General features: G+C 71.1%; 18 protein-coding genes. 5 read left to right on the top strand and 13 right to left on the bottom strand.

The genetic code is table 11. From position 1 onward, the window contains the following. Positions 1-30: 30 nt before the first annotated feature. From ACFJGV_RS15605 to ACFJGV_RS15590, 4 genes are read right to left on the bottom strand one after another with little or no spacing between them, the layout of a single operon-like run. Positions 31-1758, bottom strand: a complete 1728-nt coding sequence (locus ACFJGV_RS15605) for a cytochrome c biogenesis protein ResB (protein ID WP_378144901.1) — start codon at positions 1756-1758, stop codon at positions 31-33. Continuing rightward, a complete protein-coding gene (locus tag ACFJGV_RS15600) occupies positions 1742-2488 on the bottom strand; it encodes a cytochrome c biogenesis CcdA family protein (protein WP_378144900.1) in 747 nt (248 codons plus the stop codon). The genes ACFJGV_RS15605 and ACFJGV_RS15600 overlap by 17 nt, the downstream gene beginning before the upstream one ends. 4 nt (positions 2489-2492) lie before the next feature. After that, complete coding sequence (locus tag ACFJGV_RS15595) at positions 2493-3128, bottom strand: TlpA family protein disulfide reductase (RefSeq protein ID WP_378144899.1); 636 nt, start codon at positions 3126-3128, stop codon at positions 2493-2495. After that, the gene (locus ACFJGV_RS15590; protein WP_378144898.1) at positions 3128-3772 is read right to left on the bottom strand and encodes a histidine phosphatase family protein; all 645 of its coding nucleotides are present in this window, start codon (positions 3770-3772) and stop codon (positions 3128-3130) included. Before ACFJGV_RS15590 ends, ACFJGV_RS15595 begins: the two co-directional genes overlap by 1 nt. Before the next feature lie 115 nt (positions 3773-3887). Here ACFJGV_RS15590 and ACFJGV_RS15585 point away from each other — a divergent pair, with 115 nt between their 5' ends. After that, positions 3888-4313, top strand: coding sequence for a hypothetical protein (locus ACFJGV_RS15585; protein WP_378144897.1), 426 nt, complete (start codon positions 3888-3890; stop codon positions 4311-4313). Positions 4314-4450: 137 nt separating this feature from the next. Here ACFJGV_RS15585 and ACFJGV_RS15580 read toward each other — a convergent pair whose 3' ends face one another. Then, on the bottom strand, positions 4451-5326 hold the full coding sequence (locus ACFJGV_RS15580) for a DMT family transporter (protein ID WP_378144896.1): 876 nt from the start codon (positions 5324-5326) through the stop codon (positions 4451-4453). A 56-nt stretch (positions 5327-5382) separates the two neighbouring features. Between ACFJGV_RS15580 and aspS the strand changes: the two genes are divergently transcribed. Beyond that, the gene (gene aspS / locus ACFJGV_RS15575; protein WP_378144895.1) at positions 5383-6699 is read left to right on the top strand and encodes an aspartate--tRNA(Asn) ligase; all 1317 of its coding nucleotides are present in this window, start codon (positions 5383-5385) and stop codon (positions 6697-6699) included. A gap of 40 nt (positions 6700-6739) precedes the next feature. Here the strand turns inward: aspS and ACFJGV_RS15570 are convergent, their stop codons facing one another. The 4 genes from ACFJGV_RS15570 to ACFJGV_RS15555 form a co-directional block, all read right to left on the bottom strand. After that, positions 6740-8215 (bottom strand): FUSC family protein, encoded by a 1476-nt coding sequence (locus ACFJGV_RS15570; protein WP_378144894.1) that lies wholly within the window; start codon positions 8213-8215, stop codon positions 6740-6742. A gap of 83 nt (positions 8216-8298) precedes the next feature. Then, entirely contained in the window at positions 8299-8850 is a 552-nt protein-coding gene (locus ACFJGV_RS15565) for a GNAT family N-acetyltransferase (protein ID WP_378144893.1), read from the bottom strand. Then, the gene (locus tag ACFJGV_RS15560) at positions 8847-9146 is read right to left on the bottom strand and encodes a Dabb family protein (RefSeq protein WP_378144892.1); all 300 of its coding nucleotides are present in this window, start codon (positions 9144-9146) and stop codon (positions 8847-8849) included. The genes ACFJGV_RS15565 and ACFJGV_RS15560 overlap by 4 nt, the downstream gene beginning before the upstream one ends. Further along, entirely contained in the window at positions 9143-9412 is a 270-nt protein-coding gene (locus ACFJGV_RS15555) for a glutaredoxin family protein (RefSeq protein ID WP_378144891.1), read from the bottom strand. The genes ACFJGV_RS15560 and ACFJGV_RS15555 overlap by 4 nt, the downstream gene beginning before the upstream one ends. Positions 9413-9454: 42 nt before the next feature. On the opposite strand from ACFJGV_RS15555, the gene ACFJGV_RS15550 reads away from it, so the two are divergent. Continuing rightward, positions 9455-10357, top strand: coding sequence for a helix-turn-helix domain-containing protein (locus ACFJGV_RS15550; RefSeq protein ID WP_378144890.1), 903 nt, complete (start codon positions 9455-9457; stop codon positions 10355-10357). 79 nt (positions 10358-10436) lie between these two features. Here the strand turns inward: ACFJGV_RS15550 and ACFJGV_RS15545 are convergent, their stop codons facing one another. The 3 genes from ACFJGV_RS15545 to ACFJGV_RS15535 all read right to left on the bottom strand — a co-directional run bounded on the left by ACFJGV_RS15545 (position 10437) and on the right by ACFJGV_RS15535 (position 11414). Further along, a complete protein-coding gene (locus ACFJGV_RS15545) occupies positions 10437-10535 on the bottom strand; it encodes a 30S ribosomal protein bS22 (protein WP_003792170.1) in 99 nt (32 codons plus the stop codon). A 95-nt stretch (positions 10536-10630) separates the two neighbouring features. Then, the gene (locus ACFJGV_RS15540) at positions 10631-10822 is read right to left on the bottom strand and encodes a helix-turn-helix domain-containing protein (RefSeq protein WP_115365171.1); all 192 of its coding nucleotides are present in this window, start codon (positions 10820-10822) and stop codon (positions 10631-10633) included. 133 nt (positions 10823-10955) lie between these two features. After that, complete coding sequence (locus ACFJGV_RS15535; protein WP_378144889.1) at positions 10956-11414, bottom strand: ArsR/SmtB family transcription factor; 459 nt, start codon at positions 11412-11414, stop codon at positions 10956-10958. A 113-nt stretch (positions 11415-11527) separates the two neighbouring features. Here ACFJGV_RS15535 and ACFJGV_RS15530 point away from each other — a divergent pair, with 113 nt between their 5' ends. Both ACFJGV_RS15530 and ACFJGV_RS15525 read left to right on the top strand, forming a co-directional pair. After that, positions 11528-13039 carry a TrkH family potassium uptake protein gene (locus ACFJGV_RS15530; RefSeq protein WP_378144888.1) on the top strand — a complete coding sequence of 504 codons (1512 nt, stop codon included), beginning with the start codon at positions 11528-11530 and terminating at the stop codon, positions 13037-13039. After that, positions 13032-13706: a potassium channel family protein gene (locus tag ACFJGV_RS15525; protein ID WP_378144887.1), complete on the top strand. Its 675-nt coding sequence runs from the start codon at positions 13032-13034 to the stop codon at positions 13704-13706. Before ACFJGV_RS15530 ends, ACFJGV_RS15525 begins: the two co-directional genes overlap by 8 nt. A gap of 130 nt (positions 13707-13836) precedes the next feature. Here ACFJGV_RS15525 and proC read toward each other — a convergent pair whose 3' ends face one another. Then, entirely contained in the window at positions 13837-14688 is an 852-nt protein-coding gene (proC, locus tag ACFJGV_RS15520) for a pyrroline-5-carboxylate reductase (RefSeq protein WP_378144886.1), read from the bottom strand. Between the last annotated feature and the right edge of the window lie 16 nt (positions 14689-14704).

The raw sequence follows: 14704 nt of genomic DNA, 5'->3' as shown, positions 1-14704 counted from the left end.
CGTCGAGCCCGGGATGGGCTGGGAGCTGGTCTAGCGCTGCGGGTCCGTCCCGGAGCCGGCGGCGGCCTCGGCAGGCTCGAGCCCGAGCGCGGCGGCGTGCCGATCCGCGATCGCCGCCACCGCCTCCGCGAGGCGCGGGTCGTCGCCGCGGGCGAGGCCGGCGTACTCGACGTGCACGCTGCCGTCGGCGCGCTCCGTCGCCTTCACCCAGACGCGGCGCCGCGGCACGAACAGCGAGGTGAGCAGGCCCGCGAGGATGAGGATCGCGAACACGAGCACCCACCCCTGCGCGGCGTCGTGGTGGATGTCGAGCGACGCGAAGCGCTTCACCCCGTCGAACGTCACGGTGCCCAGCCCGTCGGGCAGGTCGGCCGTCTGCCCGGGCTGCAGCTGCAGCGCCGCGGTGGCGGAGTCGGTGCCGGCGAGCTGCGTCATCGTGTCGGTGTCGAGCGAGTAGACCGAGGTGGGGACGCCGGCGTCGAGCCCGAGGTCGCCACCGTAGACGTTGAGCGTGAGCACCGGGTACTCGAGGTCGGGGAACGACGAGTAGAACGCGCCGGTGTCGGACTGCGCCTGCGTCGGGTAGAAGAAGCCGATGAGCCCGACCTGAGTCGACAGCCCATCGGGCACCTTGATGACGCCGAGCGAGGTGAGGGCGGCGTCCTGCGGGAGGAAGGGCACCGAATCGGTGTAGACCACCGCGCCGGACGGGTCGCGCACCGTGATGGTGGGCGCGTAGCCGTTGCCGAGGAGGTAGACGTCGGTGCCGCCGATCTTCAGCGGATCGTTCACCTTGATCTCGCTGTCGGCGTCGTTCCCGCCCTCGCTGGTGGAGACGTGCGCGGAGTAGTCGAGCGGCTGACCGAAGGCGCGGATCGACTCCGTCTCGTAGGTCGCGTCGAACGAGTCGAGGGTGAGCGTGTACGGATCGAGCTCGCCCTCCGAGAAGAAGCGGCCCGGGTTGAACGAGTCGTAGGCGAGCAGCGTGTTCACGAACGTCTGCCCCTCGACCAGCACACGCTGCCCGCTGTAGCCGAGGCTTCCGCCCACGGCCACCGCCGCGAGCACACCCACGAGCGACGCGTGGAACACGAGGTTGCCCGTCTCGCGCAGGTAGCCGCGCTCGGCGGAGACCGAGACGGTCTCGCGGCCCGTGCGCGCATCCGACCCCGTGAACACCACCGTGCGGTAGCGCGCGCGCTTGAGCACCGTGCGCGCGGAGTCGATGACGGAGGCGGCGGAGGCCTGAGCCGCACCCTCATCCTGGTGGGGGATGTCGCGGGTCGTGAACCCGGCCAGCCGTGAGAGACGCGCCGGCGTACGCGGCGGCTTCGCCCGCATCGCGTCGAAGTGGTGCTTCGTGCGCGGGAGGATGCACCCGATCAGCGAGATGAAGAGCAGCAGGTAGATGGCCGAGAACCACACCGACGAGTAGGTGTCGAACACCTGCAGCTTGTCGAGGAACGGCGCGAGGTCGGGGTTGTCGACGAAGTACTGGGTGACGCCGTTCGGGTCGCTGGAGCGCTGCGGCACGAGCGAGCCCGGCACCGCCGCGAGCGCCAGCAGCAGGAGCAGGAACAGCGCCGTGCGCATGCTGGTGAGCTGGCGCCAGAACCAGCGGATCCAGCCGATCGGCCCCAGCTTGGGCTGGGTGATGTCGTCGCCGGAACCGGAGCCTGCGCCCCCTCCTGCACCTCCTGCGCGAGGGCCTTCGCCGATCCGCTCGGAGGTGTCGGCGTAATCAGATGGGCGTGACAAAGCCGCCGATCACCCCCTGCAGCGAGAGCATCCAGGTGGTCCAGACGCCGGTGACCATGAGCAGTCCGATCGCCACCAGCAGGGCACCGCCCACGATGTTGATGATGCGGATGTGGCGCTTCAGGAACGCGACCGAGCCGGTGACCCAGTTGAGGCCGAGGGCGACCAGGAGGAAGGGGACGCCGAGTCCGATGCAGTAGAAGAGGCCGAGCAGCATGGCCGTCCACGCCGAGCCGGACGTCAGCCCGAGGGCCTGGATGGCGCCGAGGGTGGGGCCGATGCAGGGCGTCCACCCCAGGCCGAAGACGATGCCGAGGATGGGGGCGCCCGCGAGTCCCGTGGCCGGTCGCCACGAGGGGCGGATGGTGCGCTGCAGGAAGCTGAACTGCCCGATGAACACCACGCCCAGCGCCATGACGACGACGCCCATGATGCGGGTGACGAGATCCTGCCAGACGATCAGCCACGTGCCGAGCGCGCCGAACACCGCGGAGTAGGCGAGGAAGACGGCCGAGAACCCGAGGATGAACAGCGCGATGCCGAGCACCAGCCTGCGCCGGCCCTGCTTCATCTCGCTCGCCGAGGTCATGCCGCCCACGTAGGCGAGGTACCCGGGCACGAGCGGCAGCACGCAGGGCGACGCGAACGAGACCAGGCCGGCCAGCAGAGCCACGGGGATCGCCAGCAGCAGCTGTCCGTTCAGGATGATCTCGGCGAACGGGTTGGCCACGCCGTCAGCTCTTCTCGGCGATGGTGTCGCGGATGAGGGTGTCGAGTGTGGACGGCTCGGACACCTGACCGAGGATGCGCGCGGCGACGCGGCCCTCCGCGTCGATCACGAGGGTGGTCGGCACGGCGTTCGGCGCGACCGTGCCCGCGAAGGCGAGCTGCAGCGCGCCGTCGGTGTCGACGATCGACGGGTAGGTGATGCCGTAGGTCTGCGCGAACGACTCAGCGGTCGCGGCCTGGTTGCGCACGTTGACGCCGAGGAACTCGGCGCCCTTGCCGTCGTACTGCTTGGCGAGCTTCTCGAGGTCGGGCGCCTCGGCACGGCACGGGGCGCACTCGGCGTACCAGAAGTTGAGGACGACGACCTTGCCCTCGAGGTCGCTCGAGGAGATGGTGGAGCCGTCGGTGGCGGCGCCCTGGAACTCGACCGGCTCGCCGCGGTCGGCGGCGGCGATCTCGGTGACGGTGCCGTCGCCGGCGATGTAGTTCTTGCTGTCGCCGTCGCGGAACTGGTCGGCGAGGGGGTCGCTGGTGCAGCCCGCGAGCGCGACGGACGCCGCGACCGCGATCGCCGCCCCGATCACGGAGACGCTCCGGCGACGACGGGCACGGGCGGGGAGCTCGAGGCGCGGAGCGCGCATCACACCGCCCCCACGTCGGTGGCATCGGACGCGATCGGCGCGCCGGGGTCGGTGTAGCCGAGCTCGACGAATCGACCGTCGTGCCACTCGAAGCTCGTGATGCTCGACAGGGCGCAGCGGCGTTTGCGCGGATCGTGCGCAGGGCGCTTGCCGGTGATGACGAGGTGCGTGACCCAGATGGGCAGCTGGTGGCTGACCATCGCGACGTCGCCGGACTCGACGCTGTGACGCGCGTCGTTCATGGCGGCGAGCATCCGCGCCGTGACGGAGCTGAACGCCTCGCCCCAGCTCGGCTTCCACGGGTTCACGAGGTAGCGCCAGTTCGCGGGCCGGCGGAGGGAGCCGCCGGGGCCGCGCATCCGCGTGCCCTCGAACGCGTTGGTCGGCTCGATGATGCGCTCATCGATCTGCGGCTCGAGGCCGAACGCCTCGGAGATCGGCTGCGCCGACTCGCGGGCGCGCTGCAGGGGCGAGGAGAAGAGCCCGGTGACCGGTCGGCCGCGCGACACCAGGTCGTCGGCCGCGGCCGCGGCCATGCGCTTGCCCAGGTCGGAGAGCCCGAAGTGAGGCAGCCGCCCGTACAGGACGCCTTCGGGGTTGAAGACCTCTCCGTGGCGGACGAGATGGACGCGGTCAGCAGGCACGGGCTCCAGTCTATTTCCGCCGCGCCTATCAGTTTGCTGGATGCGGAACCTGTGGATGCATCGCCAGCCCCGGATGCCTGTGCAGGATGCGCGGAGGCCCGTGCAGGATGGAGGGATGGCGAGTGCGTGCGAGAGGCTGGGGTCGATCGCCGACCGGCTCGCCGAGGAGGTCCCGCCGCACTCGCCGCGGAGCTTCCTCGTCGCGCTGGGCGAGCAGGCCGCCGGGGTGCGCGCCGGCCCGTTCTGGTGGGCGGATGCGGCGCGCGGCGGCCGCAACCACGTGAAGGGCGGCGGCTTCCGCCGGGAGTACGACGACCTCACGTCGGGACAGGTGAGGCACTTCGCCGGCACGGTCGCGGTCGCCGCGCGGATCGGCCCGCGCCTCACACGCCTGCTCGTGACGCACGTGCTGCGCGATACCCCCGACACCCCGGACGGCCGCCTCAGCGAGACCGCCCTCGACCTCGTCGAGTCCCTGGGCTCGGGCGCGCTCCCCTTGGCGGGCGTGGGCCCTTGGATCCGCACCCGCCTCTGCCGCTGACGCGCTCCCGACGTGACGCGACGCGCCCGACCGCACTCCGCCGGTTCCGCCACCCTCCTGGCGTTTCGCCACCCGCATGCGCGTGGCGAAACTCCACCAGTATGGCGAAACGCAGCAGCACAGCGAGCGCGGGCGCGCTACTCCACGAGCTCGGGGGCTGCGCCCGCGCCGGGTCGGCGGGAGGTGGCGACCACTCCGATGGAGGCGGCGGTGACGAGCACGATCGCGGCGAGCTGCACGGGCGCGAGCAGCTGGTGCAGCACGAGGAGGCCCGCGAGTGCCGCCATCGCCGGGCCGAGCGACGACAGCACACCGAACACGCGCGCGGGCATCGTCTTCAGCGCGACGAACTCGAGCGCATACGGGATCGCCGAGGTCAGCAGCGCCACGAGCACGAAGACGGCCAGCAGCCACGGGTCGGCGACCACCGCATCCGACGCCTGCACCACGCCGAACGGCACGACCAGCACCGCCGCGATGACCATCGCCGCGGCCAGCCCGTCGACCCCGCGCACCCGTGAGCCCAGGCGCGACGACATGACGATGTAGAGCGCCCAGAACGCGGCGGCGCCCGCGGCGAGGACGAGGCCGAGCAGCGAGAGCGTTCCACCCGCCTCGAGCCCGAGCAGCGCGACCCCGCCGAGCGCGAGCAGCACCCACACCGCGTCGACCCAGCGCCGGATGCCCGCCACGGCCACCGCGAGCGGCCCGAACAGCTCGACAGTGACGGCGACCCCGAGCGGGATCTCATGGATCGCGAGATAGATGAGCGAGTTCATCCCGCCCAGCGCGACGCCGAGTCCGACCACGCCGGCCCAGGTGCGCGCATCCCACGACCGCACCCGCGGGCGCACCACGACGGCGAGGATGAGCGCCCCGAACGCGAGGCGCATCGCGGCCGCGCCGAGCGGGCCCACCTGCGCGAAGAACGAGCCGGCGAACGCGTTGCCGAACTGCACGCTCACGATCGCCGCCACCGCGAGCAGCGGCGCGGGGATGCGGGTCGTGCTCATCCGCCCAGTCTCCCGCATCCGCCCGCCGCGCCGAGACGCTGCCGCGGCTAGACTCGATGACCGTGACCGAACGCACCCTTGTCAAGAACCTCGCCGCCCTCGAGGACGGCCCCGTCACCGTCCGCGGATGGGTCGACACGGTGCGCGATCAGAAGAAGGTGCAGTTCGTCGTACTGCGCGACGAGTCGGGCGCGGTGCAGCTGGTCAACCCCCGGAACGACGAGACCGAGCAGATCGCCACCACGATCTCGGGTCTCGCCCAGGGCTCGTTCGTCACCGTCACGGGCGAGCTGAAGCACGACGAGCGCGTGAAGCTCGGCGGCATCGAGGTCAAGCTGACGAGCCTCACGGTCGAGACCGAGGCCATCCCCGAGACGCCGATCGCGGCCGACTCGGGCATCGACAAGCGCCTCGACTGGCGCTTCCTCGACCTCCGCCGCCCCGAGATGAACCTCGTCTTCCGTGTGCAGACCACGCTCGAGCACGCCTGGCGCACCTGGTGGGTCGAGAACGACTTCATCGAGATCCACACCCCGAAGCTCATGGCCTCGGCGTCGGAGTCGCGCGCGGAGCTGTTCGAGGTCGAGTACTTCGAGGGCAAGGCGTACCTCGCGCAGAGCCCGCAGTTCTTCAAGCAGATGGCGCAGCCGGCCGGCTTCGGCCGCGTGTTCGAGGTCGGTCCCGCGTTCCGCGCCGACCCGTCGTTCACGAGCCGTCACGCCACCGAGTTCACCAGCGTCGACGCCGAGATCTCCTGGATCGACTCCGCCGAGGACGTCATGCGGATGCACGAGCAGCTCATGGTCGCCGGCATCACCGCGGTGAAGGAGAAGCACGGTGCCGAGATCGCCGAGCTGTTCGGCGTCGAGCTCGAGATCCCCGCGCTGCCGTTCCCGCGCATCCCGCTCGCCGAGGCGAAGCGGATCGTCGCAGAGCGCGGCTACGAGGTGCAGCGCGCCGACGACGACATGGACCCGGAGGGCGAGCGTCAGATCGCGGCGTACGTCAAGGAGGAGTTCGGACACGACTTCGTGTTCCTCACCGACTACGCGTCGAGCATCCGGCCGTTCTACCACATGCGTCACGCCGACGACCCGGCGCTCACGCAGAGCTACGACCTCGTCTACAACGGCGTCGAGATCTCGACCGGCGCGCAGCGCGAGCACCGCGTCGACGTGCTGATCGAGCAGGCGAAGGAGAAGGGGCTCGACCCCGAGGAGCTCGGCTTCTACCTCGACTTCTTCCGCTACGGCGTGCCCCCGCACGGCGGCTTCGGCATGGGCCTCTCGCGCGTGCTGATGCTCATGCTGCACCAGTCGAACCTCCGCGAGGTCGTCTACCTCTTCCGCGGCCCCACCCGCCTGCTGCCGTAGCAGGCGGCGGCGCACCCGGCCGCGGCCCGTGTGCCGCCCCTCAGCACAGGTCCACGGCGCGGCGCAGCGCGGGCCCGAGGTCGTCGGGTGTGCGGAGGGCGCGGCGCGCGTCGCCCACGGCGCGGCGGATGGCTGCCGGCGCCGGCCACGGCGCAGCGACCGCGTAGGCGCCGAGCGTGTGCGCGTCGGCCGCCCACTCCACCGCACGCGGCGGGGGCCGCCGTACGAGGGCGAGCGCGCGACCGGCGTCGGTGAGTCCGGCCGCCGAGCGGTCGAGCTCGCGGAGGGTCGAGCGGATGCGGAGCTCCGCTGCCTGCGCAACCTCCGGATCGTCGGCGGCGAGTCGGTCGGAGACCGCGGCCAGCACATCCTTCAACCGCGACCGCACCACGTCGGTCGTGCGGATCGGGAACACCAGGCAGACCGCCAGCAGCCCGATCGCGACGCCGATCACGATCTCGAGGAGTCGTTGACCGATCAGCGGCGAGGGCTGGCCGGTCAGCCGCTCGAGCAGCGTGAGCGCGACCGTCACGCCGAACGCCCACGCGGCGTAGCCGACCTCGCGCAGCAGGATGCCGAGGGCGATCGCCGCGAGGGCGAGCACGACGAGCACCGTGCTGTCACTCGGGAGCACGGCGACGGGGACCAGCGCGACGAGCGAGCCCGCGGCCGCGCCGACCAGGCGGTGGAGCCCGGTGCGAACCGCATCCGCTCTCCCCCGCGGCAGGTACGCCACGATGACCGCGCTCAGCACGACCCACGGCCAGTGGTCGCCGAAGGCGAGCCCGCCCACGAGGAACGCCACGACGAGGGCGGCGCCCAGCTGCGCGGCGGACCGCACCTCGGCGGGCGGCCGGGGTCCCGAGCGCGACGTGCCCGCGGGCGACGGAAGGGCGGTGGCAGGCGTCGCCTCCGCACCGGACTCGACCGCGTTCGCGGCAGCGGGCTCGACCGCGTTCGCGGCAACCGCAGCGTCGGCCGCTCGCCTCGCCTCGCCGGGCACCCCCGTCACACCGCGCGGCAGGAGGCCCACCGCGCGGGCTCCCACCTGCACCACGGTCACCGCCGCCCAGGCGAGCACGGCGACCCCCACGGGGATGAGCACCGCGGCCAGCGGACCACGGTCGGCGCCCGGCGCCGCCGGGAGGAACAGCACGGCGAGGAACGGTGTCGCGACCAGAGCGCTCACCCGCCGCCACACGGGCCCGCGTCCGCGCAGCAGCATCGCGGCGACGAGCGCGCCCACGTAGACGACGGCACCCACCACGAGGTTCGCGCGCAGCACCGCGCCGATCCCGAAGCCCAGCACGCCGACGACCGGCAGCAGCACCAGCGCCTCGATCCGCCCCCGGGCGTCACGCTCCAGCTGACTGCGGCTGAGCGAGGCGCTCAGCGCGATCCCGAGGATCACCGCCGACGGCTCCGGCAGCACCACGAGCAGCACGCCCACGACGAGCGCGGCGGCGATCAACGCGAGGACACCGCGCCCCAGTCGAGCCCGCAAACCATCGCGCACGGCGTCACGCTATACCCTCGCCCTCCGAGCCCTCCGAGCCCTCCGAGCCCTCCGAGCATGCCTTCCGAGACCCGCCCGCGCGCTCAGCCCACCCCGTCCGGCCGTTCCAGCACGTACCGGATGTGCGGCCGCAGCGGCGACCCGACAAGAACCCGTGGATGCTCGAAGCGCTCGGCAGCCCGCATCCCGAGCCGCCGCATCACCCGCTGCGAGGGTTCGTTGAGCACCGCGGTGATCGAGTCGATCCGCGTCAACCCCACCGTCTCGAAGCCGAAGGCGACCGCGGCTCGCGCCGCCTCGGTCGCGTAACCCCGACCCCAGTGCTCGCGGGCGAGGCGCCATCCGACCTCCACTCCCTCCGCCCCGGGCACTCCCTCCGGCATCGGGTTGAGCCCGGTGAACCCGAGGAAGGAGCCGTCGGACCGCAGCGCGAGTGCCCACAGCCCGTACCCGCGCCGCTCGAAGCCAGCATCGGCGCGAGCGGCCAGCTCGTCCGACGCCGTGCGCGAGAGCGGCGCCGGGAAGTACCGCATCACCTCGAGGTCCGCGTTCATCGCCGCGAACGGCGCGAGGTCCTCCGGCCTCCAGCGCCTCAGCAGCAGACGCGGGGTCTCGAGCGCGAACGGCTCGCTCACACCTCGATGTCGACCGACGCACGGTCGGTGACGAGCGTGCGCACCACCCCGGCGGCGGCCACGTGCGACGGGTGCACCTGGTACGCGTCGAGCCCGGCGAGGTCGTCGAAGTCGCCTACGAGCACGACGTCCCAGTTGCGGTCGGCGTACGCCATGTTGGCGCCCACCTGCAGCGACCGGATGCTGTCGACCACTCCCACGAGCGCGCTCAGCTCGGAGACGATGCGCGCCGCGTCGACCTCCTTCTGCGCGGGGTCGGTGGCGGCCAGCTTCCAGGCGACGACGTGGCGGATCATGCTCTCTCCAGGATCGCGGTGCGGAGGCGGTCGGGCTCGACCCGCCAGATGGTGTGGACCGCGCCGTCGATCATCACGACCGGGATCTCCTCGGCGAACTCGTCGAACAGCGCCGGGTTCTCGAGGATCGACAGCTCGGTGTACGTCACGGCGGGCGCATCCGGATGGTCGGCGAGTCCGGCGAGGACGTCGCGCACGATCGTGCGGGCGTCGTCGCAGAGGTGGCAACCGGGCTTCGCGAGGAAGGTGATCTGCACGTCGGCCACGCGACAAGCCTATGCCCGGCCGCGGCAGCGGATCCGCGTGTCATGCTGGATCGGACGAGGGAGGCGATCGTGGAGCTGCCGGCCAACCCGAGCTGCGTGCTCGTGCAGATGCAGGCCACCACGCTCTCCGAGACCGCCGTGTACCGCCGGATGCGCCGGTACTCCCTGAGCGAGGTCGCGGTCGCGCAGATCGCGTCGGTCCCGCAGGACGTCGTCGCCCTTCTCGACCAGGTGCCCCCCATCGCGCTCGAGAGCACGCAGCTGCAGCTCGTGCACTCCGGCTCGCTGATCCTCGATCAGGACGGGGAACTGACCCGCTTCTCGGCGGGTGACGTCGCGGTCTACGACGCGAGCCGCCCGTTCACCTTCCACTACCCGGAGGAGTTCCGGACGAGCATCGTGCAGGTCCCGGTCCAGGTCCTGGGTGGGATCGGGCCTGACGGTGTCGGCGTGAGGTGGTCGGGCCGGCCATACGCCATCCGGGCCGCGACGACCTCGGTGGGGCGGCGCCTCCTCGGCGACGAGCTCCGCAGCATGTCGGCGGCCCACGGCGTGCGGATGATCGAGGCGGCTCGGCTGCTGCTGGCCGAGCATGCGTCCGTGCAGCGGTTGGACCGCATGCTGCCGGGCCATCTCGTCGCCGCCGTGCGGGAGCACGTCCGCGAGCACCTCGCCGATCCGCACCTGTCGGCGGCGACGATCGCCGCCCGGTTCCATGTGTCGTTGCGCACGCTGTTCGCGGCGTTCGAGCACGAGGACGAGTCGCTCGGATCCCTGGTCAGGCGCGTACGCCTCGACGCGGCGCGTCCGCTCCTGCGAGACACCGGCCTCAGCGTGGCCGAGGTCGCGGGCTCGGTGGGCTACGCCGACACGACGGCGTTCATCCGGGCCTGGCGAGCCGACACCGGCTCGACCCCGGGACGCTGGCGCCGCACCGAGGTCTGACGCACGGGCTCGAGAGCCCCCGACAAAGCGAAAGCGCCGGGCCAGAGGCCCGACGCTGAAGCTCAGCAGAACTCGCGTTCTACTTCTTGTTGCGACGCTGGTGGCGAGTCTTGCGAAGCAGCTTGCGGTGCTTCTTCTTCGCCATGCGCTTGCGCCGCTTCTTGATAACGGAACCCACAAGAACCTCACACGTAGTCGGATGGCCGGACCGAGACCGGCCGGACGGGCAGAAAAACGCCTCGGAGAAGTCTAGCGCATGCGCGCGAGCGCTTCTCAGGCGGTGTCGACGCGGCGCTCCACGACCGCCGCGACCGCCGATTCGGGCACCCGGAAGGAGCGTCCGAAGCGGATGGCGGGGAGCTCGCCGGAGTGCACGAGACGGTAGACCGTCATCTTGGAGACGCGCATCATGTCGGCCACCTCTGCAACGGTGAGGAACCGCACGTCACTCAGATCTGCAGGCACGCCCACTCCAACGCTTGATGGATCCCACTCCCAGACGCCCCGCCTCTGTGACAGAAGTGATGATTCGACACTATAGGGGCTGGCCCATCCTGCACACAACACAGTGCGGATGCGCAGCTCGGCCCGGTCGGCGTCACTTGCGCAGCCGCGACCGCCAGTCCGTCATCGACCGCCAGCGGTGGCTCGACTCCGCCGCCGCCCGGCCCACGTTCTGACCGAACGTGGCGGCCGCCGAACGCACCGCCTCGGAGGCGTTCTCCCACAGCGAGTCGTCGTCGGCCGAGCCCTCGTCGGCGGCGGCCAGGAACGGCACGATCCAGTCCTCGATGTCTTCGAGCGGCGAGGTCTGGAGGCGGTAGAAGCGGTGCTGGCCCTCCTCGCGCACCTCGACCAGACCGGCATCGCGCAGCACCTTCAAGTGCTTCGACACCGTGGGCTGGCTGAGCTCGAGCCGATGCACGAGCTCGGACACGCTCGCCTCGCCCGCCGCCGCGCCCGAGGACGACGCCTCGTCGGACAGGTGCCGATCGAGCAGCGCCGAGAGCAACTGGCGCCGCGTCGGGTCGGCGATCACCGAGAAGATGTCGGGCATGCCACCAGGGTAACGGCGCTGCACGCGCAACGGGCCCCCGGGTAGCATGAACTGCATTCGCGCGGCGGAATGTGCGTGTGCACCTCGGTGCCCGATCGTGCAGGAGGAGGAGCATGTCCCTTCGCACGGGACCGAACCCTCGGGCCGGCGCGGGCCGCAGACGGACCGGCACCACCGGCAATCCCGTCCTGCGCGCGCGCACGCTGCCCGCCCGCATCCGCAGTGCGCTCCGCGAGTTCTCGGAGCACTCCCCCTCGCGGTTCGCGATCATGATCTTCGGCGGGCTGATCCTGCTGTTCACACTGCTGTTCTCGCTGCCGATCTCCTCGGCCGAGGGCACCACCACGAATCTCGTCGACTCGCTCTTCACCGCCGTCTCCGTGATCTGCGTGACGGGCCTCTCCACCGTCGACATGGCCACCCACTGGTCGCCGTTCGGGCACGCGCTCATCTACATCGGCGTGAACATCGGCGCGCTGGGTGTGCTGACCCTGGCCTCGATCCTCGGTCTCGTGATCTCACGGCGGCTGGGCCTCCGTGCCAAGCTCATCGCCGCGAGCGACACCAACCCGCTCCGGATGCACCACGGCCCGGTCGCCGAGGGCCAGGCGGTGCGGCTCGGCGAGATCGGCGGACTGCTGGTCACGGTCGCAGTGAGCGCGTTGGTGATCGAGGTGGGTCTAGCGCTGCTGCTCTTCCCCCGGATGCTCGCCGACGGCATCCCGCCCCTCACGGCCGCCTGGGAGAGCCTCTACTACTCGGCGATGGCGTTCACGAACACCGGCTTCTCCCCGAACGCCGAGGGGCTGACCCCCTTCGCGAACGACTACTTCTTCCTCTCGGTGCTGATGGTCGGGGTGTTCCTCGGCAGCATCGGCTTCCCGGTCATCTACACGTTCACGCGGTCGATCAAGGCCCGCCGCCGTCGCGACAAGGCGGGGAAGCCGGCGCGGTGGTCGGTGCACGTCAAGCTCACGCTGGTCACGAGCGCGCTGCTGTTCGTGCTCGGCGGCGTGCTGTACCTGGTGCTCGAGTTCGACAACCCGGGATCGTTCGGCAGCCTGAACGCGGGCGACACCGTGTTCCAGAGCTTCTTCCTGTCGATGATGACCCGTTCGGGCGGCTTCTCGACCTTCGACATCTCGCAGCTGAACGGCTCGAGTCTGCTCGTCACCGACATGCTCATGTTCATCGGCGGCGGCTCGGCATCGACCGCCGGCGGCATCAAGGTGACCACCCTCGCCGTGCTCTTCCTCGCCGCCTTCGCCGAGGCGCGCGGCGTGCAGGACATGGAGGCGTTCGGACGCCGCATCCCGGGCGACGTGCTCCGATTGGCGGTGAGCGTGGTGCTCTGGGGCGCGACGACCGTCGCGGTCTCGACCGTGGTGGTGCTGCAGATCACCAAGGCTCCGCTCGACTACGTGCTGTTCGACGTGATCTCCGCGTTCGCGACCTCCGGCCTCTCGACGGGGCTCACCGCGTCCGCCTCGGAACCCGCGCAGATCGTCATCGCCATCACCATGTTCATGGGGCGCGTTGGTACAGTCACTCTCGCAGCGGCGCTGGCGGCCAGCGAGCGCAGGCAGCTGTTCAAGCGACCGGAAGAGAGACCCATCGTTGGCTGACCGCATCAAGCACGACGCCCCCGTGCTCGTCATCGGGCTCGGCCGCTTCGGCGCCGCCACGGCCGGTCAGCTCGACCGGCTGGGGCGCGAGGTGCTGGCCATCGACTCCGACGAGGGGCTCGTGCAGAAGTGGTCCGACCGGGTCACCCACACGGTGCAGGCGGATGCGAAGAACATCGAGGCGCTGCGTCAGATCGGCGCCGCCGAGTTCCAGATCGCCGTGGTCGCCGTCGGGTCGTCGATCGAGGCGTCCGTGCTCATCACCGCCAACCTCGTCGACCTCGAGGTGCCGCAGATCTGGGCCAAGGCGATCTCGCGGTCGCACGGCAAGATCCTGGAGCGCATCGGTGCGCACCACGTCATCTATCCCGAGGCCGAGGCGGGCGAGCGTGTGGCCCACCTGGTGTCGGGGCGCATGCTCGACTTCATCGAGTTCGACGACGACTTCGCGCTGGTGAAGATGTTCCCGCCGAAGCCCATCCGGGGCCTCAACCTCACCGAGTCCGGTGTGCGCACGAAGTACAACGTCACCGTCGTGGGCGTGAAGAGCCCGGGGAAGCCCTTCACCTACGCGACAGAGGCCACGGTCGTCTCCGACCACGACCTCATCATCGTGTCGGGCAACGAGTCCGACATCGAGACCTTCGCCGCCCTCGGCGACCGCTGACCTCGCGGGGCGCCCCGTCGCCCGTGCGTCCTCCGTCCTGCTTTGTCCAGGTTTCCGTCGCCTTTCGCGCGATTCGCGACGGAAACCTGGACAAAGCCGGGTGGCACGCGCGGGCCTGGGGCCACGCGGGTCAGGCGCCGGCGGCGAGCTCGCGGGTGCGGGCGAGCGCGGCGTCCGTCGCGGACGCGAAGAGCGCCGGGAGGTCGGCGTCCTGCAGCACCGCGAGCGCGCGCTCGGTGGTGCCCTTCGGGCTCGTCACCTGGATGCGCAGCTCCTCCGGCGTCTTCCCACTCGCCTCGAGCAGCGCCGTGGCCCCGACGAACGTGCCGTTCGCGAGCTCCGCCGCCTGCTCCGGCGAGAATCCCTTGCCGATCGCCGCCTGCGTGAGCGCCTCGATGAGGAGGAACACATACGCCGGGCCGGATCCCGAGATCGTGCCCAGCGCATCCAGTCCGTCCTCGGTCACCTCGACCACCGTGCCCACGGTCTCGAAGAGCGAGCGCACGACGGCGATCTCGGTGGCGGATGCCCGCGACCCGGCCGCGAGTCCCGTCACCGCCTTCCCCACCACGGCGGGCGTGTTGGGCATCGTGCGGATGACGGAGACCGTCGTCGGCAGGTGCGCCTCGAAGGTCGCCGCCCGCACGCCCGCAGCCACGCTCACCACGATCGCCCCGGGCACGAGCGAGGAGGCGATCTCGTCGAGGAGGTCGGGCACCATCCCCGGCTTCACCGCGATGATCACCATGCCGGCCTGCGCGACCGCGTCGCGGTTGGCGGCGGGATTCGACTCGAGAGAGTGCGCCCGCACGCCCGCGACGCCGTCGAACTCGGCCGCCCGTGCATCCGTGCGGTTGGTCACGTGCACGGGCCCGTTCACCTCGACGCCCGGCTTGAGCAGCCCGGAGAGGATGGCGCGGCCCATCGAGCCCGCCCCGAGCAGGGCGATGGAGGGCAGTGTCACGATGTCTGCGGAGGTCACGGGACCATCCTAGGAT

The organism is Cnuibacter sp. UC19_7 (assembly GCF_042699995.1).
Classification (GTDB): Bacteria; Actinomycetota; Actinomycetes; order Actinomycetales; family Microbacteriaceae; genus Cnuibacter.
Note: the sequence above shows the minus strand (reverse complement) of the source record. Positions and strands in the feature narration are given on the sequence as shown.